The organism is Ruegeria sp. CL6, assembly GCF_056536465.1.
On the sequence record NZ_JBQFPR010000005.1, the window covers coordinates 238,411 to 263,854 of the forward strand.

Below are 25,444 nucleotides of genomic sequence, written 5' to 3' on the forward strand. Positions count from 1 at the left end.
CTCAAGCAACAGGGAAAGGAAAGCTGAGCATGACGACTGATCTGGCTGCTTTCGCCAAGGAAAAAGGCATAAAGTACTTCATGATTTCGTTCACTGACCTGTTCGGTGGACAACGCGCGAAACTGGTGCCGGCGCAGGCGATCGCCGAGATGCAGGAAGAAGGCGCAGGGTTTGCCGGGTTTGCCACTTGGCTGGATATGACCCCTGCGCATCCTGACATGCTGGCGGTGCCCGATCCGTCTTCGGTTATTCAGTTGCCGTGGAAGCCCGAGGTCGCCTGGGTTGCCGCGAACTGCGTGATGGAGGGCGACGATGTGGCGCAAGCCCCCCGCAACGTGCTGCGCCGCCTGATCGACGAAGCTGCTGCCGAAGGTTTGCATGTGAAAACCGGGATCGAGGCCGAGTTCTTTCTGCTGACACCGGACGGCGACCAGATCAGCGACCCATACGACACGGCTGAAAAGCCCTGTTACGACCAGCAGGCGGTGATGCGCCGCTATGACGTGGTTCGTGAGATTTGTGATTACATGCTGGAACTTGGCTGGGGGCCGTATCAGAACGATCACGAGGATGCCAACGGCCAGTTTGAAATGAACTGGGAATTTGATGATGTCCTGAGAACGGCTGACAAACATTCCTTTTTCAAGTTCATGACCAAATCAGTCGCGGAAAAACACGGCTTTCGCGCAACCTTCATGCCAAAGCCGATCGAGGGGCTGACAGGGAATGGCTGCCATGCCCATATCTCGGTCTGGGATGCACCGGGCGCGGAGGCGAAGACCAACGTCTTTGCGGGCGCAGGGGACGGCCCGACCGGAGAAGTCGGGCTTGGTGAAAAGGGCAAGCATTTCCTTGGCGGGATCATGAAACACGCCAGCGCGCTTGCCGCGATCACCAACCCGACCGTCAACAGCTACAAACGGATCAACGCTCCGCGCACCATGTCCGGAGCAACGTGGGCTCCCAATACCGTGACGTGGACCGGCAATAACCGGACCCACATGGTTCGCGTACCGGGCCCCGGCCGGTTCGAGCTGCGCTTGGCGGACGGGGCTGCAAACCCCTATTTGCTACAGGCGGTGATTATCGCGGCTGGTCTGTCCGGAATACGAACCAAGGCCGATCCGGGCCAGCGATACGATATCGATATGTATGCCGAAGGGCACACGGTTACGGATGCTCCGAAGCTGCCGCTCAATATGCTGGACGGCCTGCGCGCCTATGACAAGGATTCCGAGTTGAAAACGATGATGGGCGAGGAGTTCTCGACCGCGTTTCTCAAGATGAAGCATCAGGAATGGAATTCGTTCGTCAGCCACTTTAGTCGGTGGGAAAAAGAGAACACTCTGGACATTTGATCAGGTCAGGCGCGGCCGCCGGTGCCTCCGCGCTTTGCCCTTAGTGCGTTCGGGTTGAAGAAGAGGTTGGAAACCCTCTTGCACGGCTTCTGACCTGTGCGTCTATCCGCTCAGAGCATCCACTCGACGGGCAGCCACCTGACGACTGCCGCCAGAGCGCGTTGAAATCTGCTTGTTTCCGGGTCTGTTTCGTGAATGACTTTCGACCCGTCATTCTCTTCTTGAACCCAGATCATCTTGCCGTCGCCGTTGAGTTCAACGCGGTATGAAATGTCCGGCCTGTCCATCTGCGAAGCCAGAGATGCCGCGATTGCAGGGCTTTCGATCATCAGGCCCATTTCCGTATTCAGGCGTGCTGATCTGGGATCCAGGTTGTAGGACCCGATGAAAATACGTTCGCCGTCGGACCCAAATACTTTTGCATGCAATCCCGATGCGGACCCCGCAAGTATCTCGGGCAGAGTCCTGTCACGCTGTTCCCTGCGCAGCGCACGCAGCTCGAACAGTTCGACACCGCTTGCCAGCAGTGAGTCCCTGTACCCCATATAGGCTGCATGAACCGGCATCACATCGGTCGCGTCCAACGAGTTGGTCAAAACCCGGACCTGCACTCCGGATCGGGCCAGCCCTTCCAGAACGTCGGCACCCCTTTCGCCGGGAATGAAATACGCTGAAACAAGGTCCAATGATTGACGGGACTCGTTTGCGAACCCAATCAGTTGCTCGACGATCAGGTCTTCGGCTTTGACGTTGCCCAGACCTTTGGCGGGATCGTCAACGAACAGGGTGACTTCGCTCCACTCGAATTTCAGATTGCGCGCGGCTATCTGATCGGCAAGCTCATTGTCTCTGATCGCTTTTTGATAGCCTGCGCCAAGCGCCGATTGACGGGCAGCTTCGGCGAGGGATCGAAGTTGTTTTTCATCCGAGTAAGGTAGAAAAAGTTGCGCATCATAGGATGAGTCACTGTTCCAATAATCGTCGAAGGATCTGGAAACCTCCTCGACAATTGGTCCGATGGCTATCGCGTCTACATCCAAATAATGAGTGCCAGCCCCGTAGTCGAAGTAGATGTCCCCGATGTTGCGGCCACCGATGATCGTGACGACGCCGTCTACGGTCATGGACTTGTTGTGCATACGCCGGTTCAAGCGCGAAAAATCAAAGGCGTAGGACAGCAGCTTGGGTTTTCTGAGAGTGAAAGGATTGAAAATCCGAACGCTTGCCGTGGGCATCGCATCCAGTTCCGCCAGTAAGCCATCAAGCCCGGAGATACCGTTGTCGTCGACCAGCAACCTGACGCGCACACCGCGTTCGGCTGCTGACATGAGCTCGTCAAGAAGCATCAACCCGGTGACATCATCCTGCCAGATGTAATACTGTGCGTCGATCGACGACACGGCTTCACGAGCCAGGATCGCCCGAGCCGCGAAAGCTGCCCGGCCATTCCCCAGAGGGCGAACGCCATCCAGCCCGGGGTTGCGATTCAGGGCATTCTGTATCGTGGCGCCCAAAGGTCCGGTCCAGTCCGGATCCTGTTTTTGCGTCGCTGCAGAGAAGTTTGAATCTGGCAAAGGGAAGGCCAGCTTCAACGCGAAAACGACGACAAAAATCATCGCCGCTGCACCAAAACAGATCCTAATCAGCCGCATTGATGCCCCTGTGTGCTGTTGTCCAGATCAACCCTAGTTCCCAGCTTGCCGTATGGAACGCCATGCGGGAACCCCTTGGGTGGAAAGTTGTTGATACGCGTGTTCGCTTGTCGCCCGATCTGTGCACTTGATTGAGGGGGCGAACTTTTTGGGATTCCACCGTGCAATGTGTTCGGTCGCGCCTACGTATTGTGGTAGTGCCAATTTGATGGACAAGAAAACACATGGCTGCCAAACGAGTTAGGTAGATCGAGGTATGAAATGGCATCTTCTTCAACGCTTCTTCAGGGCGAGATTCTGAAATTCATTCGCGAGCGTCATTTTGAAAGCGGCGAGCGTCTTTTTTCGGAACGTGAATTTGCTGAAAAATTCGGGACGACCCGCTCTGCCGTGCGCGAAGCCTTCACAGCGCTGGAAGCGCTGAGGGTGGTTGAAAGGCGTCCGCAGGCCGGGATTTTCCTTAGGGATCTTGGTGCCGACAGCAGCATTGATACTTTGGTGATCGAGGTAAATGCCGGTCTTGGGCTCAACCTGAAACAAGCCGAAGAAGCGGGCGAAGTTCGTAGTATTCTGGAAGTGAAGGCGGCGCAAATAGCGGCAGAGCGGCGCACGGAAGAAGACTTGGACGTGATCCGAAAAATCCTGGCCGATACTGAGACGCGCATTGCGGAAGGCAAGCCGATCAATTTTGAAGACGAAGATTTTCACAAAGCGATCGTCGCGTGCAGTCGGAATTCGCTGTTGCTGCGCGTGGTGAACTGGTTTTACGAATTCACGCGGGAAAAGCGCCTGCTCTATTTCTCGGATGCGGAGCGTTCAAAGACATCGCACGCCGCCCACAAAAAGATTTTCAAAGCCCTTAAAAAAGGTGACGCCGAGTTGTGTTCGGAATTGATGCGCAAAATCTAGACACAGAGCGTCAGAGAAGGCAATCGGATTGCTTGCTCGCAATTATGGCTGCCCGTTTTGCAGGTGACATGGGGTGTCAGCCCCTGTTGCGAATTGCCGACCGGTTGCGGCAAAGGCCGCGCAAAGTTAACCTCTGGGTGTGAAAATAGCTCCGATCCGCCGAGCAGATGTGTAATCAAAATCAACAGGCCCAGTATGAAACGCAGTGACCTAGCTGGAAAACATTGTTCCATTGCGCGAGCCAGCGCGCAGATTGTCGACAGTTGGACTTTCATCATCCTGCGTGAACTGTTTCTGGGCAACCGGCGTTTTACCAGCTTGCAAAAGCAGACAGGCATGTCGCCCCGGTCGTTGACCCTTCGATTGCGCAAGCTTGAGGAAGAAGGAATCATTTCTCACCCCGGGTCCGACGGGGTCAAAGACTATTCTCTTACCGAGAAAGGTCAGGCGTTGTGGCCTGCGCTTATCATGTTGAAGCAGTGGGGCGATGACTGGTGCAACACGGCACCCGATGAAGATTTGCCGCTGATGAACATTCACAGGGGCAAGGGCCACGAAATGAAAGCAAAGCTGGTTTGCGAAACGTGTGGTGAACCGGTTTCGACTCATACGACCAAGTCGATATTGTCCGAGCGGTTTCAGTCTGAGCGGGATTGTGCTGGTGTGACGTAACGATCTGGCGGCCGCATACGCGTTGACAGTTTCCAATCTCGGTCCCTATAAAAATTATAGTAATTAGCCGGAGGAATCCCCATGCAGGGCAAGCGCGTTCTATGTGCGTCATGTGACATTTACTGCCACGTTGACGTCGAGGTCGAAGACCAGCAGGTCAAGCGGGTCAAAGCGCTGGACAACCGCAAATGGCGGGGCAATATCTGCATGAAGGGTGTGCATGCACCTGAAGGTTTTGCGCATTCCAGCCGTATTCTGCACCCTCTGAAACGAGTGGGCGAGCGGGGTTCCGGCCAGTGGGAGCAGGTGTCGTGGGAAGACGCCATGGCAGATATCGCCAGCCGTCTGAAAACCGTTATCGACACCCACGGCCCCGAAGCATTTGCTGTGTCCACCAGCAGTTGGAACACGCAGTCCGACAATGGTATGTCTCGGCGGTTCATGAACCTTGTGGGCTCGCCCAACTGGATTTCAGGCGTGGCGCTGTGCGCAGGCAATACGGCGGCGGTGAACCGTATGGTTTATGGCTGGTATCCTTATGCCGATCTGACCAAGACCGAATGTATCGTGCTGTTCGGCCACAGCCCCGGCCCGCATTCCTGGACGCCGATCTACAACCAGATCATGCGCGCTCGTGAACGTGGGGCCAAGCTGATCGTTTGCGATCCGCGACAGACTCCCAATACCGACATGGCCGATATCTGGCTGCCGTTGAAGGCAGGCACCGATGCGGCGATGATGTTCGGCTGGCTCAAGGTCATTCTGGACGAAGGACTGTACGACAAGGAGTTCGTGGAAAACTGGACCATTGGTTTTGACGAGCTGCGCGAACGGGTCGATGAATTCCCGCTGGAACGGGTTGAGCAGATCACCGGCGTCGACCGTGAGCTGATCGCCAAGGCCGCGCGGGTGTACGCAACCAATGGACCCTCGGTCATTCCGTGGTCGCCCATTACGGATCAGCAGCGCAACTCGACCTCGGCCATTCGTCTGCAGGGGATGCTGCGGGCGTTGTGCGGACATCTGGACGTGCCGGGCGGCGATGTGCTGCACGGGTTCCACCCCAAGATCATCCACGACTCGGTTCTGGAAATGCACGAGGCGCTGCCGCAGGCGCAGAAGGACAAGCAGCTTGGCGCGGATCAACACCCGGTTTTCACCTATCGCGGCATGGCCCCCTATAACGCCCCGGCGAAAAAAGTCTGGGGGTATGAATACGCCAACCAGCTTACGGGGTGCTACATGGCCAACCCCTCGGCCCTGTTCCGGGCGATGGCGCATGGTGACCCGTACCCGGTCAAGGCGTTCTTTGTTCTGGGGAACAATCCGCTGCTGTCCTACGCCAACATGCAGATGATCCATAAGGCGATGATGAATCAGGATCTGATCGTCTCAATGGAGCACGTGATGACCCCCTCGGCAGAGCTGGCCGATTACATCCTGCCCGGCGATGCCTGGACCGAGCGCGAAGCGTTGTCTGATGGCCTGGGCTGGAGCAGCATCTTCCGCACGTCGCAAAAGGCGGTCGAACCGCGCGGCGAGGCGCGCAATGTCTACGAGTTCTGGCGCGATCTGGCGATCCGTTTCGATCTGGGTGAACATTTCCCGTGGGAGACGCTGAAAGACCTGTTGGACTACCGCGTGGCCCCCATGGGCATGAGCTTTGACGAGATGTCCGAGTCCAACCCCGTGCATTTGGAGAAACTGCAATTCCGCAAATACGAACAAACCGGCTTTGCCACCCCCTCGGGCAAGGTTGAACTTTATTCGGAGACGCTCAGGGATTTCGGGTTCGATCCGCTACCCTACTGGCGCGAAGAACCGGAAGAAGGAAAAGACTATCCTCTGCGCCTGTTCACCGGTGTTCGCGAAAGCCCGTTCTTCCAGACTGGCCAGCGCCGTATCGAAGGTCTGCGCAAGTTCTCGCCCGAGCCGCTGATTTTCATGCATCCGAAAGATGCGGCCGAACATGGTGTGGACGAGGGTGACATGGTCGAGGCTGCGACGACCCATGGCTCGGTTACAATGAAAGTAACGCTGAAGCAGAAGGTTCCGCAGGGTCTGGTGCGTGTCCCCCATGGTTGGTGGCTGCCTGAAGAGGTCGGCAAATCCGGCGGCCTGAACAGCGCCTGGACCTTGGCCGACGCGCAGCTCTGCTCGGACGAGCCAGAGTTTCTGGACCGTGAACAGGGCATCCCGCATTTCCGGGGCTTGCCTTGCCGCATCACTAAGGTCGCCTGACTGTTTCCGCCTCAGGTTTTATAAAAAGAGAATGCCGATGAATAACTCCAACGGAGCCTGTCTTGTGATTGGGGCTGGTGTGGCCACAGGAGCGGCCGTTGCGCGTGCCTTTGCGCGCGAAGGGCTGACCGCTTGTGTGGTCCGGCGCCAGAACCACGCCGACGCGTTGGAGGAGTTGGCATCTTCGATCCGCAGCGAGGGCCACAAGGCAGTGGCCTTTCCCGCGAATGCGCGGGACGAGACTGAAATGAAAGAGCTGATCGAGCGCGTCGAAACTGAAGTAGGCCCGATTGAAGTGGCGGTCTTCAATGTTGGGGCAAACGTGAACTCTGGCATCACCAAAACCTCTCCGCAACTTTTTCGCGATGTTTGGGCTACTAATTGCTACGCCGGTTTCCTGATGGGTCATGAGGTCGCCGCCAGAATGCAGCAGCGAGAGCGCGGCACCATCATTTTCACCGGGGCAACAGCCAGCATGCGCGGCGGTGCCGGGTTCTCGGCGTTTTCCGCGGCCAAGCATGGTTTGCGGGCGATGGCGCAATCCATGGCGCGCGAGCTGGGGCCGAAGAACATTCATGTTGCCCACGCGATCATCGATGGGATGATCGACAGTGAATTCGTCCGTGCGGTGATGCCCAATGTCGATCAGCTGCGAGACAGCGATCAGATTTTGAACCCTGAGCACATCGCTCAGAACTATGTGATGTTGCACAAGCAACCCCGCACCGCGTGGACGCATGAACTGGATATGCGTCCCTGGAAAGAAAAATGGTGAGAGGAGCCATTCATGTCGCCAAAGGTTGATTTCATTTATGATCTGGCCAGCCCCAATGCCTATCTGGTTGATCAGGCCATCAGCTGGATCGAAGCGCGCACCGGCGCGAAGTTCAATTACATCCCGTGCTTGCTGGGCGGCATTTTCAAGGCCACCGGCAACCAGCCGCCATTTATGGCTTTTGCCAATGTCAAAGGCAAGATGCAGTATGATCAGCTTGAGAATGAACGGTTCATACGAAAACACGACCTGACCCGTTTCAAGATGAACCCGCATTTCCCCGTAAACTCGCTTTTGTTGATGCGTGGCGCAGCGGCGGCCGAGATTGACGGAGCGCATGAAGAATACATCAGGGCCGGTATGAAGGCGATGTGGGAGCAGGGTCTAAAGATGGATGACCCGGACGTGTTCGTAGAAGCGATGAACGCGGCCGGTCTGGATGGAGCGCGATGGCTTGCGCGCGCAGGTGAGCCTGACGCCAAGAAGCGACTGATCGACAACACTTCGGCTGCGGTAGAGCGGGGCGTGTTCGGCATCCCTTCGTTTTTTGTTGGAGACGAGTTGTTTTTTGGAAAGGAACGCTTGGGTCAGGTAGAAGAAGCGATCCTCAGCCAGACTACAGCAGGCTGAATGCTTGGGCGACGTCTTTGCGGCAAGGGTTCAATGCGGTGAAGGTCGCTGTCACGCGGACATCTGTTGGATGTTCAGGCCGCTCTGCACGCGCCTTATGATCGCGGGTCAGCCCGGTAACGCGACCCCCCAAGGCGTCAACAGGTTGGCGTTTTCAAGGTTCCCGATGTGTCGCGCTTGGTCCCAAGGCAGGTCGACACTCTGGCACCGTCACCCATAATGGAAAGTAAGACATGAGTACCTCAGACACCCCCCAGATAATTTCGGAACAGATGGGCGCTGTGCTGCGGCTGACGCTGAGTTCGCCGCGCACGAAAAACGCCATTACCAAGGGCATGTTCGAGGCGCTGAATGACGCCATGGACGCTGCTGCGGCTGACCCTGAAATACGGGTCGTTTGGCTGCGCGGGGCCGAAGGTGCGTTCACCTCTGGCAATGTCATGGCCGAGTTCGGAGAAACAGTTGCCGGTGAAAACCCTGTCGGCACTCATTTCCTGAGCAAGCTAGAGGCATTTCCAAAGCCCATTGTCGCGCAGGTCGAAGGCCCGGCGATTGCCATTGGCACGACTGTTCTGCTGCACTGTGATTTGGTTTATGCATCCAAGGACGCCAAGTTCATGTTGCCTTTTGTCAGCCTGGGCCTGATCCCCGAGGCTGGATCGACCTATTTGCTGCCTCGTTTGATGGGTCACGCCAAGGCCGCGGAACTGTTGTATCTGGGCGGCATGTTCGGCGCGGATGACGCTTTGTCCGTGGGGCTGGTCAATCTGGTCCTGGATGCGGATGAGCTAGAGCCGACAGTGGAGAAGGTTGTTGCCGCCTTGGCGCGTCAGGCTCCGCAGGCATTGGCTCAGACCAAGGCTTTTTTGCGTAGGCCGCTACACGGCACTGTTGCGGACCGCATGGCCGAAGAAATGAGCGATTTTCAAACCCGTTTCACCGGCGACGAGTTCGCCGAGGCAATTACGGCGATGAAAGAAAAGCGCAAACCTGTGTTCAAATAGACCGTCACAGACAAGGGAGTGACCTTCATGAAACAAGCCGTTCTCGTTTCAACAGCTCGAACCGGGCTGGCCAAATCGTTTCGCGGTGGATTCAACAACACCCATGGCGCCACCCTGATGGGTCATTCGGTGAAGCATGCGGTTGAGCGGTCCAAAGTGGACCCTGCGCTGATCGAGGATTCCTTTATCGGCTGCGGGTTCCCCGAAGGGGCGACGGGTGGCAATATCGCTCGGCAATCGGTGTTGCGGGCTGGCCTGCCGGTGACGGTCGGGGCCGCGACCATCAACAGGTTCTGCTCGTCCGGGCTGCAGGCGATCGCGATGGCGTCTCATGCCGTTGTTCAGGATGGCGTGCCAGCGGCGATTGCGGGCGGGGTCGAGTCGATTTCGCTCCGCAATCAGAAGCCAGGGTCGCACGACCGCGATCCGTGGTTGCTGGAACATAAGCCCGACGTCTATCTGACCATGATCGAAACTGCCGATATTGTAGCGGCCCGCTATGGTGTCACTCGCGAGGCGCAAGACAAACTGGCATTGGAAAGCCAGAAACGTACCGCCGCCGCGCAGGTTGCTGGCAAGTTCGACGACGAGATTGTGCCAATGGACACTGTGCAGTTGGTAAAGGACAAGGAGTCCGGTGAAATCTCTGAAATGGCCGTCACCATTTCCCGCGATGACTGCAACCGACCGAATACCACGCTCGAAGGTCTGGCGGGACTGGAACCGGTCCGTGGCGCGGATCAGTTCGTAACCGCCGGCAACGCTTCGCAGCTTTCTGATGGGTCGTCGGCCTGTGTGGTCGTCGACTCGGAGGTTGCCGAGCGGGAAGGACTGGAGCCTCTGGGCGCGTTCAAAGGGTTTGCCATTGCAGGGTGCGAGCCTGATGAAATGGGTATCGGTCCGGTCTTTGCCGTGCCACGCCTGCTAAAACGCCACGGCCTCAAGGTCGAGGATGTCGATCTTTGGGAGCTGAATGAGGCATTCGCCTCGCAAGCGCTGTATTGCCGAGAGACGTTGGGAATTGATCCAGAGATCTGCAACGTCAACGGCGGTTCGATCTCGATTGGTCACCCGTTTGGCATGACCGGAGCGCGAATGGCCGGCCACCTGCTGATCGAGGGTAAACGCCGGAATGCCAAATATGCCGTCGCCACAATGTGCATCGGTGGGGGCATGGGCGCAGTGGGTTTGTTTGAAATCTTCTGATCAGAAACTCTGCCTGGAAAACGCACCGGCGGCGGAAGTTGCCGGTGTATATCGTTCCGCATAGCGGAACACTTATCCGCATGTTGACTTACACTAGCGCGAACGGTAGAACGGCTGCGCAGCATCTGAGGAGAATGCATTGCGCCGAATCCACCAACTTATCGAAGACAAGGACCCGTCGACCTTGGCCGTCATTGATCATGATGGCGCGCGGATCAGCTATGGTGATCTGGTTGGCGCTGTTCGGACTGCGTCCGGGATGCTGCGATCTTACGGTGTGCGCCCAGGTGACCGGGTTGTGGTGTTGGCCGAGAACTGCGCAACTTACGCTTCGGTTCTTCTGGCGCTCAGTTCGCTTGATGCCTGGATTGTGCCCCTCAACGCACGCGCGACAGAGCAGGAAGTTGACGCTGTCGTCGAACATTCCGGTGCGCGCTGTGTGGTTTGCACATCAGATGTTTCGGGCGCGGCAAAGGCCCATGCGGACAGACTGGGGGCTGGATCGCTGGGGCGGCTGTTGTGCGGCAGGCTGGTTGTCTCGCCACTGCGGGACACAGGTGTAGAGCCCACACATAGCGACGCTGGGCAGGTCGCCGCCGTTCTCTATACATCTGGAACCAGCGGAGCGCCAAAGGGCGTAATGCTGTCTCAAGAGAACTTGATTTTCGCCGCCAACGCCTCGATGCAGCGGCGGCACGCGACGTCGGCGGATCAGGCGCTTGCCGTATTGCCCGGCACGCATATTTTCGGCTTTTGCTCGATCATTCTGACCACGTTTCTGGCTGGCGGCAGCTTGCGGTTTCAGTCCAGATTTGATCCCGCTCGTGTGATCGAGGGCATACAGGACGGGGCGACGATGTTCTCGGGTGTGCCGCAGATGTTTGCGTTGATCCTGAAGTATTGCAAGGACAACAACATCGATTCACTTGAGACTTCGTTGCGATACATGTCTTCCGGTGGCTCGCCCCTGGACCTGAGCTGGAAGCGACGGGTCGAGCGGATATTCGGGCAACCGATCCATAACGGCTATGGTTTGACCGAAGCGTCCCCCGGTGTTGCAACCACCCTGATCGAAAACCCGCCTGAGGATGATACGGTTGGGCCTGCCTTGCCGGGGGTTGAGGCCAAGCTGGACAACGTCGAGCCTGATGGCGTGGGCGAGATGTTGCTGCGCGGAAAGAACATCACAAAGGGCTACTACCGCAACCCCGAAGCTACTGCGGCAGCGTTTACGGATGATGGTTTTTTTCGCACAGGCGATCTTGCGCGTATTGCCCCTGACGGGTCGATATATATCGTTGGACGTTGCAAGGAGCTGATCATTCACTCGGGCTTCAACGTTTATCCGCCCGAGATTGAAGCCGCTCTTAATGCTCATCCCTCAGTTACGCAGGCCGCCGTAGTTGGGCGCGCGCGAGACGGAAACGAAGACGTTCTGGCCTTTGTTTCGCTGCGGGCACCTGCTTCGGCTGACGAGTTGAGGGCGTTTCTGGGCAAAGCGCTCGTTCGGTACAAGATACCGCGTCACATCGTAATCGTCGACGCGCTGCCACACGCAGCGACGGGTAAAATTCTTAAACACAAACTCGTCGAGACCTTTGCCGACGAGCTGGCACAACTGGACAATGAGGGTGAGGATGCTTGACGCGTATATTTATGACGGGGTGAGAAGCCCATTTGGTCGCCATGGCGGGACGTTGGCTTCGGTGCGTCCCGATGATCTGGCCGCGCAGGTTCTTGAGGCATTGGTCGAACGCAGTGAGTTTGACGCATCCGAGATCGAAGATGTCATTCTGGGCAATGTCTGCCAATCCGGGGAAGACAGCCGCAACGTTGCCCGGTACGCTGCTCTGCTGGCCGGATTGCCTGTCGAAGTCGGTGGGCTGACGGTCAACCGCTTGTGCGGGTCCGGGATGTCGGCGGCTTTAGATGCTGCGCGTGCCGTGACCGTGGGTGAGGCTCCGCTTTTTGTGGCTGGTGGCGTCGAAAGCATGACCCGCGCACCCTTTACCATTGCCAAATCGGAAACCGCCTATGCTCGGCAGGCGCAGATATTCGACAGCGCGATTGGAGCCCGCTTTCCCAACCCGCGCATTGCTGAGATGCATGGCGAATACCCCATGCCGCAGACCGCCGACAATCTCGCCGAAGAGTATCAGATCACCCGCGAGGCGTCGGATCAGTTCGGCTATGACTCGCAGGTTCGGTTTGAAGCGGCCCGTGACCGCGGTTTCTTTGACGCAGAGATTACTCCGATCACGATCAAGGGGCGCAAGGGTGCGACCCATGAGGTGACGCAGGACGAGCATCCGCGCCCGGATGTGAAATTGGACAAGATGGCCGCCTTGCGGACCGTGTTTCCGGGCGGCGTGACCACTGCGGCCAACGCTTCGGGGGTTAACGACGGCGCTGCGATGCTGATGATCGGCGCCAAGACAGACCGGGCTGCGCCTCGGGCGCGGATCGTGGCAGGGGCCGTTGCTGGTGTGCCGCCACGGGTCATGGGGATTGGTCCGGCCTTTGCGGTACCCAAGGCGCTCGAGCGAGCGGGCCTGACCATGGAAGACATGGACCTGATCGAGATCAATGAGGCATTTGCCGCGCAGGTTCTGGCCTGCTGTCAGCATCTGCAGCTTGACCCGTCCGACAGCCGCCTCAACCCCAATGGGGGCGCGATTGCAGTTGGCCATCCTTTGGGTGCGTCGGGTGCGCGGATCGTTCTGACCGCTATGCGTCATCTTGAGGAAACTGGCGGGCGCTACGCGTGTTTGTCCATGTGCATCGGTGTCGGGCAGGGGATCGCGCTGATTCTGGAGCGTGTGGCTTAAGTCACTGGAAGGGTTGCCGAATGTCAGACGCTGAACGTGATCGCCGGTTTGCTTCAACCCTTGCCAAGGGTTTGCGCATTATGCAGGCGTTCAAGCCTGACGATCAGTCGTTGGGAAACCGCGAACTGGCGCGGCGCACGGATATGCCTCCGTCTACTGTGGCCCGGATGACTTTTACGTTGGCTTCGCTGGGATTCCTTGAGCAGTTGCACCCGTCAGAGACTTACCGCCTTGGCCCCTCGGTCATGGCGTTGGGGTATACGGCGCGTGCTGCTCTGTCCTTCTTGCCGATGGCCGAGAACGTTATGCAGCAATTGGCTGACGAAACCGGTGTGTTGGTTGCACTGACCATGCGCAATGACGATGCGGTGATGCTTACACGCTGCTGGCGACCCCGAAACGCTTCCTCGCTTTGGCTGAGCGAGGGGCACCGTATCCCGATGGAGCAAAGTGCGGCGGGCCGGGCGATCCTAGCTGCGGACCCGGCCCAGAGCACCAAGACAGATCAGGCCCGCGCAGATCGCGATCAACTGGAAACGATGGGTTACGTGACTTCGTTCGGTGGCTGGAACAGTGGCGTCAATGCGTGCGCCGTGCCCTTCCAAACTGGTCCGGGGGCACAACCTTTTGCGTTTTTGTGCGGTGCAAATGAATCCAATCTGGACGCCGAAAAATTGGAAACAACCGTTGCGCCAAGGCTGCGCGACACAGTGCAGACGCTCAGGCTCAGCCTTGGGCATATGTAATCAAGAGACAGGAGACTTTCATGGCTGCGGTCGAAATTCGCAAGGAGGGCGAGGTTGCCCTTGTCAAAATCGACAACCCGCCGGTCAATGCCGCGGGGTATGATGTACGCATCGGGCTGGCAAATGCGGTGCAGGAACTTGCCGGGGACGACTCGGTAAAGGTCATCGCGCTGTATGCGGCGGGCCGGACATTTGTGGCCGGGGCCGATATTCGCGAGTTTGGAAAACCTCCCAAACAACCGGTTCTGCCTGAAGTGTGCGAAATTCTTGAAGCCAGCGCCAAACCTATCGTCTGCGTTTTGCACGGCTCGACATTGGGCGGTGGTCTTGAGATCGCACTAAGCTGCCAGGCGCGGGTTGGGATCAAGGGTTTGAAACTGGGCTTGCCAGAGGTCAACCTGGGCCTTCTGCCCGGCGCTGGTGGCACGCAGCGCCTGCCACGTCTTGTTGATGGCAAGACCGCACTGACGATGATCACTTCGGGCAAGCCGATCTCGGCCGAGGCCGCTCTGGAGGCCGGTCTTCTAGATGATCTTCAGGATGGTGTCCCCGAAGCCGTAGCTTTGGCTGCTGGGCAAAGTGTACTTGATGTGACGCTGCAAACGCGCGTGACCGCAGATTTGAACAATCGGATTACGGCCGAGGATCTGGAAGTATTCCGCGCAAAAGCCAAGGGTGAGGTTGCCAAACGCGCACTAAAAGCGGCCGAGGCGTGCGACTTGCCGTTGGCCGAGGGACTGCAGGCGGAACGCAACTTGTTCATGGAGGCCATGAAAAGTGATGCGCACAAGGGTCTGAAACACGCCTTCTTTGCGGAACGTGCGGTGGCTCATATACCCGAAGCCCAGGCAGAGGCACGCGATTTGGAAACCGGCGGTGTGATCGGTGGTGGCACGATGGGATCGGGGATCGCGACGGCGATGCTGTTGGCTGGTATGCCCGTCACTCTGATCGAAATGGAAGAAGAGCGCGTGGCTTTTGCCCGCGACACGATCGCCAAAAACCTCGACGGTGCGGTCAAGCGCGGCAAGCTGTCTGACGCAAAACGCGACGCTGCACTTGAGGCGCTGACCTGCACCACCGATATGGCGGCGCTGGCGGGTGCCGATGTGGTGATCGAAGCCGTGTTCGAGTCCATGGATGTCAAGCGCGAGGTGTTCGGCAAGCTGGATCAGATTTGTAAACCGGGTGCAATTCTGGCCTCCAACACCTCTTATCTGGATGTGAACGAAATTGCAGCCAGCACCAGTCGCCCTCAGGACGTGATTGGCCTGCATTTCTTTTCGCCCGCCCATGTCATGCGGCTGCTTGAAGTGGTTGTGGGCAAGGATACCGCGCCCGAGATCGTCGCCACCTGTTTCAAGCTGGCCAAGAAACTGCGCAAGATTGCCGTGCGGTCCGGCGTTTGCGACGGCTTCATAGGCAATCGGATACTCGCCCATTACCGCAAGTCTTCGGCCTATATGCAGCTCGACGGTGCTCCGTTTGAACAAATCGACGCGGCCCTTGAGGATTTCGGGTTCGCCATGGGGCCGTTTGCGGTGTCCGATCTGGCAGGACAGGATATCGGCTGGGCGACGCGCAAGCGTCAGGCCGAATTCCGTCCGTCCGAGGAACGCTATGTCGAGATTGCTGACCGGATTTGCGAACAAGGCTGGTTTGGCAGAAAGTCCGGGAAGGGATTTTATGTCTATGACGGTAAAGACCGCAGTGTGAACCCTGCTGTGGCCGAGTACGCGCAGGCAGAACGCGACGCCAAGAGTATCACGGCCCAAGACTTCACCGATAAGGAAATCGTGGATCGCTACATGGCGGCAATGGTGACCGAGGCCGCGCGCGTGGTCGAGGACAAAATCGCCCTGCGCCCAATCGACGTGGATGCGGTGTTCCTGTTCGGCTATGGCTTCCCGCGCCAATGGGGTGGTCCGTTGCAATATGCTGATATCACCGGATTGGACGTTCTGGTCTCACGCATTGAGCAATACGCCAAGGAAGATCCCTACTACTGGAAAGTGCCAACGCTGCTGCGTGAACTGGCCGATACCGGAAAAACTTTCAACGATCTGAATAAGGTAGCCTGAAAATGGACCTGAGTTTTACTCCTGAGGAAGAGGCGTTCCGCGCCGAAGTCCGTGCTTTTCTGGACGAAAACCTGTCGGAAGACCTCGTGCAAAAGGGCCGCAAAGGAGACGGCCTGACCAAGGAAGACATGGAAGACTGGCACGCGCGGCTGAACGCGCGTGGCTGGTTGGCCGTGACCTGGCCGACCGAATATGGCGGCCCCGGTTGGGGCGCTGTCGAGCGGCATATCTTCGAGGAAGAATGTGCACGTGCGAATGCCCCGCGCATCGTACCCTTTGGCTTGAACATGTTGGGCCCGGTCCTGATCAAGTTCGGCTCTGACGAGCAAAAGGCCGAGATTCTGCCGCGCATTCTCGACGGCTCGGATTGGTGGTGTCAGGGATATTCCGAGCCCGGTGCGGGTTCCGACCTTGCCAGCCTGAAAACCCGTGCCGTGCGGGAAGGCGACGAGTATGTGATCAACGGTCAGAAAACGTGGACCACATTGGGCCAGCACGCCAACAAGATTTTCTGTCTGGTGCGCACCTCGACCGAGGGCAAGCCACAGGAAGGCATTAGCTTTGTCCTTGTTGACATGGACACGCCCGGCGTCGAACTGCGTCCGATCAAACTGCTGGATGGCGGCCACGAGGTGAACGAGGTGTTCTTTACCGATGTGCGCGTACCGGTGGCCAACTTGGTCGGAGAGGAGAACAAAGGCTGGACGATCGCCAAGTACCTTCTGACCCATGAACGGACGAACATCGCTGGTGTGGGAATGTCGGGCAAGGATCTCGAAAAGCTCAAGATGCTGTCTCAGAAACTGGTTCGGGGCGGAAAGCCGCTTACACAGGATCCGTTGTTTGCGGCCGAAATGGCCGAGGTTGAGATCGACCTTGAGGCCATGCGCGTTCTGAACCTGCGGATGCTGTCGGCCGCCAAGGAAGGGGCTGCACCGGGGATGCAAAGCTCGATGCTGAAGATCAAGGGCACGGTTATCCGCCAGCGAATTCAGAGCCTGATCAAGTCGGCCCTTGGGGCGTCTGCCGCGCCCTTCCCCGCGCGCGATTTGCCTGAGAATGCGATTTCGGTCCCGGAAGACGCGGCAGGGGCTGCGGCCTACTATTTCAACCATCGCAAGCTTTCGATCTTTGGCGGATCGAACGAGATTCAGCGCAACATCATCGCCAAAGACCTGTTTGGAGGCTGACCCATGGATTTCAATTTGACAGAAGACCGTCAGATGCTGGCGGATACCGTGCGGCGTTATCTGGCAGATCATTATGACTTTGACACCCGTAACGGTGTGATAGACGCGACTCCGTTTCATTCACCGGACAAATGGGCTGAACTGTCGGAACTCGGCCTGATCGGTGCTTTCGTTTCGGAAGAGCAGGGCGGTTTTGGCGGCGCGGGTTTTGACATCACCACCGTGTTCGAGGAGTTGGGCCGGGGTCTTTGCCCCGAACCTATGCTGGCTGCTTTGATGTGCGCCAGGGCTGCGGCCGATTGCGAGGCTGAGGAACTGGTCGAACAAATCATCACGGGCACCAAGCGCCTGTCGTTGGCCGTCTTTGAACCTGACGCGGATAGCCTTTCGCTGATCCGTACCAGCGCGGACCAATCAGACGGCGGCTGGGTTCTGAACGGCCGCAAATCTGTTGTGTACGGGTTGCCCGGTGCGGATGGCGCCTTGGTTGCGGCGCGTACCGATGCAGGGATTGGCCTGTTTCTGGTCGAAGCGCCGGAAACCATCGATTACGCCATGATCGACGGCGGTGGCGCGGGTGAACTGATCCTTGATAGTGCATCGGCCAAATGCCTGAGTGAGAATGCAGCAGGCATCATCGAAGACGCCCTGAACGCAGGCCGTTTGGCGCTGTGTGCCGAAGCGGTTGGTGTGATGGAGGTGTTGGTCGACCTGACGGTGGACTATCTGAAACAGCGTAAGCAGTTCGGCCGTCCCATTGCCAGTTTCCAAGCCCTTCAGCATCGCGCGGTGGATATGGCGATTGAGATCGAACAATGTCGATCGATTACCATTCTGGCAGCGAGCAAGCTGGGAAGCGACGAGGCCGGGAAATATATCGCGATGGCCAAGAACCTGATCGGTCGCACCGGTGCGCTGATTTCAGAGGAAAGCATCCAGCTCCACGGGGGCATCGGTATGACCTGGGAATATCCGGGTTCCCACTATGCCAAGCGGCTGGCCATGATCGACCACCAGTTGGGTGACCGTTATGCGCAATTGCAACGCGTGATGGCGGCCTGAGCCATGAGCGATGCTGTCCTGTTCCAAACCAGTGGTCACACACTGATCGTCACCATCAATGAACCCGCGCGCCGCAATGTGTTGTCGCGGGCGGTCTACGAACCGGTAGAGGAGGCACTGCGCAATGCGACGGCGCCAAACTCTGACGTGCGCGCCGTGGTGGTCACCGGAGCAGGGCAGTTTTTCTCAGCCGGTGGCGATCTTCGGATGCTCAAAACCCGCCGTGAGCTTACTTTGCCCGAGCGTGAAGCGCAGATCGAATATTTGCACAGCATGATCCGCACCGTTCGCGCGTGCCCGTTGCCTGTGATCGCTGCGGTCGAGGGGGGCGCTGCAGGGGCCGGTGCTTCGTTGGCCTTTGCGTGTGATATGATCGTCGCTGCAACGGGTGCTAAATTCACGCTGGCCTATGTAAATGCCGGTCTGGTTCCCGATGGCGGCGGCTCAGGCTTTCTGGCAATGAACTTGCCAAGACAGTTGGCGACCGAGATGTGTCTGACCGGCCAACCGGTGCCGAGCGAGCGTCTGCATGACTTGGGCGTGGTCAATAAGGTAGTCGAGCCAGGCTCGTCGCTGGACGCGGCATTGGAACTTGCCGAAAGGTTTGCCAAAGGTCCGCGTCAGGCGCAGGAGTCGATCAAGGCTTTGATTGCCGCTCCGGATACGGACGCTTTTGACGCGCATCTTTTGCGCGAACGCCGACAGATGTCTATTGCCTTGGGCGGCGATGAAGCGTTGGAAGGTATCCGTGCATTCGAGGAAAAGCGCAGGCCGGATTTTGCATCGGTCCCGGTGGCGGCTGCGTCATCCTCTGTCATAGACAGCCCGTTGGAAACCGAATTGACACGAGCGTTTGGTATCCGCCTCCCCATTGTGGCAGGTGGCCTGATGTGGCTGGCAAATGCCGATTATGTATCCGCCGCTGCGCGGGCAGGTATCTTGGGTTTCATAACCGCGGCCAGTTTCCCCGAGCCCGAGCAACTGCGCGCTGAAATCAGAAAATGCCGCGATCTGTCAGATGGCAATCCTTTTGGGGTCAATGTATCGATGCTGCCCAAGTTGGTGCCGGGGGACAGGACTGAAGAGGTTTTCGGCATCATCATCGACGAAGGCATTGATATTGTAGAGACTTCTGGTCGCAGTCCCGAGCCGTTTTTGCCGATGCTGAAGCAGGCCGGAGTACGGGTTTTGCATAAGGTTCCAAGCCTGCGCCATGCAGAAAGCGCGCAGAAACTGGGGGTTGATGCGGTGGCCATTGTTGGCGCGGAATGCGGTGGGCATCCCGGCCTCGACATGGTTGGCAGTTTTGTGAACGCGGGGTTGGCCAAGCGCCGTATTCACATTCCCTGGCTGTTGGGCGGCGGAGTTGGAGGCGGTGAACAAATTCTGGCGGCGCGCGTAATGGGTGCTTCGGGCGTGGTGATTGGCACCCGCTTTTTGGTGGCCGAAGAAATCTGGGCAGACCCGGAATACAAACAGGCGCTGATCAAAGCGACAGAGCGGGACACTGCGCTGTCCATGTACTCGGTGCGCAACACAGTCCGGTCGCTGCAGAACGAAACGACATCGGTCCTTCAAGACCTTGAGCGTGAGAACCCGGACATGTCGATTCAGGACATTATGCATCTGGTTTCGGGCAAGATCGGGTATAAGGCTTATGAGACCGGCGACGTGCGTCAGGGTATCCTGTCAGCGGGCCAGAGCCTTGGATTTATTGAGCGTATTCAGCCGCTTGCCGAGATTGTGGCTGAACTCGAAAGTGAACTGGCCGAGGCGAGGAAAGTGTTAAACTGACCACTGGCTCTGGATTTGAGACAGGCTGCGCAGGTTCACGAACGCTGCGCAGTCAACGCGCCGGGGGGATAACCGAAGCTCCTTGAAAAGGCCCGGACAAAACTGGACGGCTCGGCGTAACCAGATCGCCATGCCACGGCAGAGACATTCAAATTTGTCGTTTTCAGAAGCTCATGGGCGACCGCTAATCGTGCATCCACGAGGATTTGGCGGAAACTTGTGCCTTCTTCGGACAACCTTCGCCGCAAGGTGCGTTCGCTGACGCCCAATTGGGCTGCTACGGCCTGGATATGCGGGTTTTCATAAATTTCAGGCATCGCGGCATCTCGGACGCGGGTGGTCCAACTTAAAGATTCTGTTTGATGGCTGTTCAAAAGGTTCCCGCACTGCTCCAGGCAATGCTGTACACATTCGGCCAGTATTTTTGGGTCATACTTGGGAAGCGGAAGATCCAAGAGCTGAGAGGACAGAACAACGGCGTCCACTGTTTCGCCCAACTGGACTTGATAGCCCAGCTTTTCGTGCACGACATTTGCGAATTCAACGTCAGTCAGAGTCGTTTTGAACGGTTTTTCCTGAATTGACCATTCGGGCAACAGCATCTGGGCGAAGTTGTCCAGAACCGTAAGGTGCCGTTCCAGCACAAAGCTTTTGACGTGCGTCGCCAAACCGGTTGTATCAAAGGTCAACATTGGGTGTTCGCGCGTTTCATCAAGGCCCAAAGCTGCGATCACAAACGAAAGATTGGCAAAATCTGTCGCGATTTGAAGGCAGCCACGCAGTGTTTTGCTGCTGAGGATCGCATACCCCCAGACGCCGAAAATTTCTGGCCGATACCGGCGTCCAATATCAATGCCCATTCCGGGACGATACGACGTGTGGCTCAGAAAATTCGATATCGTGGCCAGTTCCTGGGATATCGATACCTGAGTGTCGTTATTATACAGGTCAAATGGCATCAGACCTGTGCCTTCCAGACACTGGTCCGGGCTGACTCCGTACTCCGGAGCGGCTTCACACAAGATTCGTATGCTTCCCGGAAGTCGGGTCTGAGTGGCGTTCTTCATCGACGAGATTTTTATAGTATTTGGCCGAATATGTCAAAACACTGGCCATTTCTGACATCGGCTTTTCTTACCCATTTCCTAATTATTAGAAAAGGAGGAAAAGCATGCGATCTATCATAGCTATTCAAGAGGGCCAGATCACTCTGGACCAGATCAAGCAGCTCGAAGCTGCTTTGCGCAAGGTTTACGCTGAACTTGTTGGCCCGCATAAGCTGACGGTCATCTGGAATGTTGCGGCGGCCAAGCACACGGTTACAGACCTGCAATGGTCACGGTCTTCGGCCTGTTCGATTTCGGTTCCCGACGGGTTCCCATTGGACAAGCGTCAGGGCTTTTTGCTTGAGCTCGATCGTCAGTGGCGTGAGATCACCGGGCAACACCCCGACCAGACATCGTTTTCTGCGTTTGACGAGGAAAGCTACAAAGAAGTTCTCAAGGGAAATCTGGCGCGGTTCTCGCTGCTGGGCCGTGTATCGTTCCTGGCCAAGACTGCATTTCGGGCGCTGCGATCCAAACGGCGCAACGGCGTCTTGATATCGCATTTCAATCAGTAATTCGGGGAGGACAACATGCCACTTTATACAATCGCTACGCGTAAGCCGTTGCCGGAACAGATGCGTTTTGACATTGCGCAGACAATCACGGATGTGCATTGCGGGATCACTGGCGCGCCGCCCGAGTTCGTGAACGTGATCTTCATGACTGGATACCGTCTGCGCCGTGGATCGAAAATCGGTGTGAATGGCAATGTCCGCACCGGTGGAAACCGGGGCCAGGAAATTTTCGAATGTATCAATAAGACGATTCATGAAGAGGTGGCCAAGACTGCCAATCTGAAGGCTTCTAAAGTGTTCGTGAAACTGATTGGAATTGACTATCGGTGGGTCGTCGAAGGCGCGATGACGATGCCGGCACCCGGAGAAGAAGGTGACTGGCTAGAGCGTAAGAACGCCTTTCATGCGGAAATGGGCATTTCTTCGGCTGCCTGACCTTTCCCCTTGGTTCAATCATTGGAGACGAACATGTCTGCCCCTCATCTGACACCTGTCCAATCGGAACTTCCTGACCTTGAGGGTCTTCTTCTGGCGCAGAAGAAGGCGTGTCTTGGAGATCCGCTGCCGGATCGTGCGACGCGTGTGCGGCGTCTGGACAAGTTGCACAATGCGCTTTTGGACAATCGGGCACGGATTATTGCGGCCTGCAACAAGGACTTCTCGAACCGAGCGGCGGCCGAGACCGAGCTGGCCGAGCTCATGCCTCTGCTGGACGGAATTGCCTATTACCGCAAGCGTCTGCGCAAGCTGATGAAGCCCCAGCGCCGCCACGCGCCGATGACGGTGATGCCGGCGAAGGTCGAGGTGCGCTATCAGCCTGTTGGGGTTGTGGGCATCGTGGTGCCGTGGAACTTCCCGTTCTTTCTGGGGCTTTCGCCGCTGATCGGTGCCTTGGCCGCGGGCAACCGGGCGATGATCAAGACCTCGGAATTTGCGCCGGCGTCGGGTGAGCTCATGAAGGAGATCCTCGCGGATATCTATGCAGAGGACGAAGTCACCGTGGTGACAGGCGGTGTCGAGGTTGCGACCGAGTTCACCAAGCTGCCGTTTGACCATCTGGTCTTCACCGGTTCGACCCAGGTGGGTAAGATCGTGATGAAGGCGGCTTCGGACAATCTGACACCCGTGACCCTTGAGCTGGGCGGCAAGTCTCCGGCGATCATCCACGACGACTTTCCGCTGGACGAGGCGGCCAGCCGGATCGGTTTCGGCAAGGGCTTCAATGCCGGTCAGATCTGTGTCTCGCCTGACTATGTCCTGTGCCCGCGCGACAAGGTCAACGCCTTTGCGTCCGCGTTCTCGGATGCGATGACGAAGGCGTATCCGAGCCTGCGCGAGAACGCCGACTACACCGCGATCATCACCGAACGGCAGAAGGCCCGGCTTGAGGGTTATCTGACGGATGCCGAGGAAAAAGGTGCCGAGATCATCCAGATCAACCCCAAGGGCGAAACCTTTGGGGGCACGCGCAAGATGCCTCTGACCCTGGTTCTGGGCGCGGATGATAGCATGCTGGTGATGCAGGAAGAGATTTTTGGCCCGATCCTGCCGGTGATTGCCTACGACACGCTGGAAGATGCAATCGCCTATGTGCATGCGCGTCCGCGCCCGCTGGCGCTGTACTACTTTGACTGGGACAAGCGCCGTGCGGATGACATTCTGGCGCGGACCCACTCTGGCGGTGCCTGCGTGAACGACACGGTTTCGCATGTGGGTGTCGACGACATCCCGTTCGGCGGCATCGGTCCGTCGGGCATGGGGCACTATCACGGCGAGGAAGGGTTCCGCACCTTCTCGAAGGCCAAGGGCATCGTGCGCAAGGGCAAGTTCAACGCCACGGCGATGGTCGCACCGCCCTGGGGCAACTTCATGTACAAACAGCTCATGCTTATGCAGAAGCTCCGCTTCCGCAAGCGCAAGATCAACTGAAATACAGGCAACAAGAGCAGGCGCAGCCCCAAAAACAGGGCTGCGCACCTGATCAAATGACGGAGATGGCCGGAGGGGACTGGCCGTTGGGAGACGAATAAATGACTTACGACTATGTGATCGTCGGCGGCGGCTCGGCCGGTTGTGTGTTGGCGCGCCGTCTCACGGAAGATCCCAAGATTAGTGTCTGTCTGCTTGAGGCAGGCGGCGGCGGCAAGGACCTGTTTATCCGGATGATGCTGGGCGGGTTTTTCATGATTCAGAACAAACCGGTTCAGATTAACAACTGGTGCATGGAGACGGTGCCGCAGCCGGGTCTGAACGGGCGCAAGGGTTATCAGCCGCGCGGAAAGGCGCTGGGGGGATCCAGTGCGATCAATGCGGCGCTCTATATTCGCGGCCAGAAACAGGACTACGACGAATGGGCCAATCTGGGCAATGAAGGCTGGGATTGGGACAGCATGCTGCCCTATTTCAAGAGGTCCGAGAACAACCAGCGCGGCGGCGATGCCGAGCATGGAGCGGACGGCCCGTTGCAGGTGTCGAACCAACAAGTGCCACGCGAAATCTCTCATGCATTTGTTGAGTCCGCGACCCGCCTGCAACATCGCCGGACCGACGATTTCAATCGCGGGGATCAGGAAGGCGTGGGCCTCTATCAGGTTACGCATTTCCACGACAAGGACAAAAACGGCGAGCGTTGCTCGGCCGCTGCGGGTTATCTGTTCCCTGTGATGGACCGCCCGAATTTGACGGTGGTCACGCGGGCCGCGGTCAAGCGCCTGCTGTTGGAAGGCAAGCGCGCAACCGGCGTGTTGTATCAGCACAAGGGCAAAGACGTTGAGGTCAAGGCCAAGCGCGAGGTCCTGTTGTGCGCCGGGGCGCTGAAGTCACCTCAGATTCTGCAACTTTCGGGTATCGGGAATGGCGAGGATCTGTCCCGTCTGGGAATCGACGTTGTTCATGACCTGCCGGCCGTTGGTCAAAACCTGCAAGATCACCTGGACTTTTCATTGTCTTTCCGCGGCACATACAAGGACAACCTCGGCATCAGTGCATGGGGTGGGCTTAACCTGATGCACCATCTTTGGCGCTGGAAGAAAGATGGTAAGTCAATGGCGGCCTCGCCTGTCGCAGAAGGCGGTGCATTCCTGAAGACGACACCTGACTTGGATCGCCCGGACATCCAGTTGCATTTCATGATGACCATCGTGGATGACCATGTCCGCAAGCTGTATCTGGGTCACGGCTATAGCTGCCACATCTGTAAACTGCGCCCGGATAGTCGGGGCAGTGTCTTCCTTCAAAGCGCAGATCCGTTTGCGATGCCGGGGATCGACCCGGCGTTCCTGAGCGATCCGCGCGACCTTGAAACAATGATCAAGGGTGTAAGGATGACGCGCGAGATCATGAAGGCGGCGCCACTTGCAGACTTTGAATTGTCAGAGATGCACGGCACCGACACCGCAAAGACTGACGCGGATTGGGAATGGCATATCCGGGATCGCGCAGACACGATCTATCACCCTGTAGGTTCCTGCAAAATGGGCGTGGACGAGATGTCCGTCGTTGACCCTGAGCTGCGCGTTCGAGGGATCGAAGGGCTGCGTGTCGTAGATGCTTCGATCATGCCGAACCTGATTTCTGGAAATACAAATGCACCGACGATGGCGATCGCTGAAAAGGCGTCCGACATCATTCGCGCAGCCGCGTGATGGCTGCGTTTTGCACAATAAGGGAACCGAA

21 protein-coding genes are annotated in these 25,444 nt (G+C 57.6%); 19 read left to right on the top strand and 2 right to left on the bottom strand.

The genetic code is table 11. The annotated features are described in order from the left end of the window. Window positions 1-29: 29 nt before the first annotated feature. Window positions 30-1,358, top strand: coding sequence for a type III glutamate--ammonia ligase (gene glnT, locus ACR0LH_RS15655; protein WP_170417250.1), 1,329 nt, complete (start codon window positions 30-32; stop codon window positions 1,356-1,358). Between the two features lie 110 nt (window positions 1,359-1,468). Here the strand turns inward: glnT and ACR0LH_RS15660 are convergent, their stop codons facing one another. Then, window positions 1,469-3,010, bottom strand: coding sequence for a phospholipase D family protein (locus ACR0LH_RS15660; RefSeq protein ID WP_480721637.1), 1,542 nt, complete (start codon window positions 3,008-3,010; stop codon window positions 1,469-1,471). 261 nt (window positions 3,011-3,271) lie between these two features. Here ACR0LH_RS15660 and ACR0LH_RS15665 point away from each other — a divergent pair, with 261 nt between their 5' ends. The 14 genes from ACR0LH_RS15665 (at window position 3,272) to ACR0LH_RS15730 (ending at window position 20,148) form a co-directional block, all read left to right on the top strand. After that, window positions 3,272-3,919, top strand: coding sequence for a FadR/GntR family transcriptional regulator (locus tag ACR0LH_RS15665; protein ID WP_480721639.1), 648 nt, complete (start codon window positions 3,272-3,274; stop codon window positions 3,917-3,919). 195 nt (window positions 3,920-4,114) lie between these two features. After that, a complete protein-coding gene (locus ACR0LH_RS15670; protein ID WP_170417242.1) occupies window positions 4,115-4,591 on the top strand; it encodes a winged helix-turn-helix transcriptional regulator in 477 nt (158 codons plus the stop codon). Between the two features lie 81 nt (window positions 4,592-4,672). Beyond that, window positions 4,673-6,832, top strand: coding sequence for a molybdopterin-containing oxidoreductase family protein (locus tag ACR0LH_RS15675; protein ID WP_480721640.1), 2,160 nt, complete (start codon window positions 4,673-4,675; stop codon window positions 6,830-6,832). 37 nt (window positions 6,833-6,869) lie between these two features. Next, a complete protein-coding gene (locus ACR0LH_RS15680; RefSeq protein ID WP_170567677.1) occupies window positions 6,870-7,607 on the top strand; it encodes an SDR family NAD(P)-dependent oxidoreductase in 738 nt (245 codons plus the stop codon). Between the two features lie 12 nt (window positions 7,608-7,619). Further along, window positions 7,620-8,237 carry a 2-hydroxychromene-2-carboxylate isomerase gene (locus ACR0LH_RS15685; RefSeq protein ID WP_170486235.1) on the top strand — a complete coding sequence of 206 codons (618 nt, stop codon included), beginning with the start codon at window positions 7,620-7,622 and terminating at the stop codon, window positions 8,235-8,237. A gap of 233 nt (window positions 8,238-8,470) precedes the next feature. Continuing rightward, window positions 8,471-9,241: an enoyl-CoA hydratase-related protein gene (locus ACR0LH_RS15690; RefSeq protein WP_170417234.1), complete on the top strand. Its 771-nt coding sequence runs from the start codon at window positions 8,471-8,473 to the stop codon at window positions 9,239-9,241. A gap of 27 nt (window positions 9,242-9,268) precedes the next feature. After that, window positions 9,269-10,447: an acetyl-CoA C-acyltransferase gene (locus tag ACR0LH_RS15695; protein ID WP_480721641.1), complete on the top strand. Its 1,179-nt coding sequence runs from the start codon at window positions 9,269-9,271 to the stop codon at window positions 10,445-10,447. Between the two features lie 139 nt (window positions 10,448-10,586). Further along, complete coding sequence (locus tag ACR0LH_RS15700) at window positions 10,587-12,092, top strand: AMP-binding protein (protein ID WP_170417229.1); 1,506 nt, start codon at window positions 10,587-10,589, stop codon at window positions 12,090-12,092. Continuing rightward, the gene (locus tag ACR0LH_RS15705; RefSeq protein WP_170486234.1) at window positions 12,085-13,275 is read left to right on the top strand and encodes an acetyl-CoA C-acyltransferase; all 1,191 of its coding nucleotides are present in this window, start codon (window positions 12,085-12,087) and stop codon (window positions 13,273-13,275) included. The genes ACR0LH_RS15700 and ACR0LH_RS15705 overlap by 8 nt, the downstream gene beginning before the upstream one ends. Before the next feature lie 20 nt (window positions 13,276-13,295). Next, window positions 13,296-14,021, top strand: a complete 726-nt coding sequence (locus ACR0LH_RS15710) for an IclR family transcriptional regulator (RefSeq protein WP_170390037.1) — start codon at window positions 13,296-13,298, stop codon at window positions 14,019-14,021. A gap of 20 nt (window positions 14,022-14,041) precedes the next feature. Then, window positions 14,042-16,102: a 3-hydroxyacyl-CoA dehydrogenase NAD-binding domain-containing protein gene (locus tag ACR0LH_RS15715; RefSeq protein WP_480721642.1), complete on the top strand. Its 2,061-nt coding sequence runs from the start codon at window positions 14,042-14,044 to the stop codon at window positions 16,100-16,102. Between the two features lie 2 nt (window positions 16,103-16,104). Beyond that, on the top strand, window positions 16,105-17,292 hold the full coding sequence (locus ACR0LH_RS15720; RefSeq protein ID WP_480721643.1) for an acyl-CoA dehydrogenase family protein: 1,188 nt from the start codon (window positions 16,105-16,107) through the stop codon (window positions 17,290-17,292). A gap of 3 nt (window positions 17,293-17,295) precedes the next feature. After that, window positions 17,296-18,354 (top strand): acyl-CoA dehydrogenase family protein, encoded by a 1,059-nt coding sequence (locus tag ACR0LH_RS15725; RefSeq protein WP_170486232.1) that lies wholly within the window; start codon window positions 17,296-17,298, stop codon window positions 18,352-18,354. Between the two features lie 3 nt (window positions 18,355-18,357). Continuing rightward, a complete protein-coding gene (locus tag ACR0LH_RS15730) occupies window positions 18,358-20,148 on the top strand; it encodes an oxepin-CoA hydrolase, alternative type (RefSeq protein ID WP_480681562.1) in 1,791 nt (596 codons plus the stop codon). A gap of 35 nt (window positions 20,149-20,183) precedes the next feature. Here ACR0LH_RS15730 and ACR0LH_RS15735 read toward each other — a convergent pair whose 3' ends face one another. Beyond that, window positions 20,184-21,170, bottom strand: coding sequence for an AraC family transcriptional regulator (locus ACR0LH_RS15735; protein ID WP_170417220.1), 987 nt, complete (start codon window positions 21,168-21,170; stop codon window positions 20,184-20,186). A 149-nt stretch (window positions 21,171-21,319) separates the two neighbouring features. Here ACR0LH_RS15735 and ACR0LH_RS15740 point away from each other — a divergent pair, with 149 nt between their 5' ends. From ACR0LH_RS15740 to ACR0LH_RS15755, 4 genes are all read left to right on the top strand, one after another. Further along, the gene (locus ACR0LH_RS15740) at window positions 21,320-21,769 is read left to right on the top strand and encodes a hypothetical protein (protein ID WP_170417217.1); all 450 of its coding nucleotides are present in this window, start codon (window positions 21,320-21,322) and stop codon (window positions 21,767-21,769) included. Window positions 21,770-21,784: 15 nt separating this feature from the next. Next, window positions 21,785-22,204 (top strand): tautomerase family protein, encoded by a 420-nt coding sequence (locus ACR0LH_RS15745; RefSeq protein ID WP_170417216.1) that lies wholly within the window; start codon window positions 21,785-21,787, stop codon window positions 22,202-22,204. A 33-nt stretch (window positions 22,205-22,237) separates the two neighbouring features. Further along, window positions 22,238-23,698 (top strand): coniferyl aldehyde dehydrogenase, encoded by a 1,461-nt coding sequence (locus ACR0LH_RS15750; protein ID WP_170486230.1) that lies wholly within the window; start codon window positions 22,238-22,240, stop codon window positions 23,696-23,698. 101 nt (window positions 23,699-23,799) lie between these two features. Beyond that, complete coding sequence (locus tag ACR0LH_RS15755; RefSeq protein WP_170417212.1) at window positions 23,800-25,413, top strand: GMC family oxidoreductase N-terminal domain-containing protein; 1,614 nt, start codon at window positions 23,800-23,802, stop codon at window positions 25,411-25,413. Window positions 25,414-25,444: the final 31 nt, after the last annotated feature.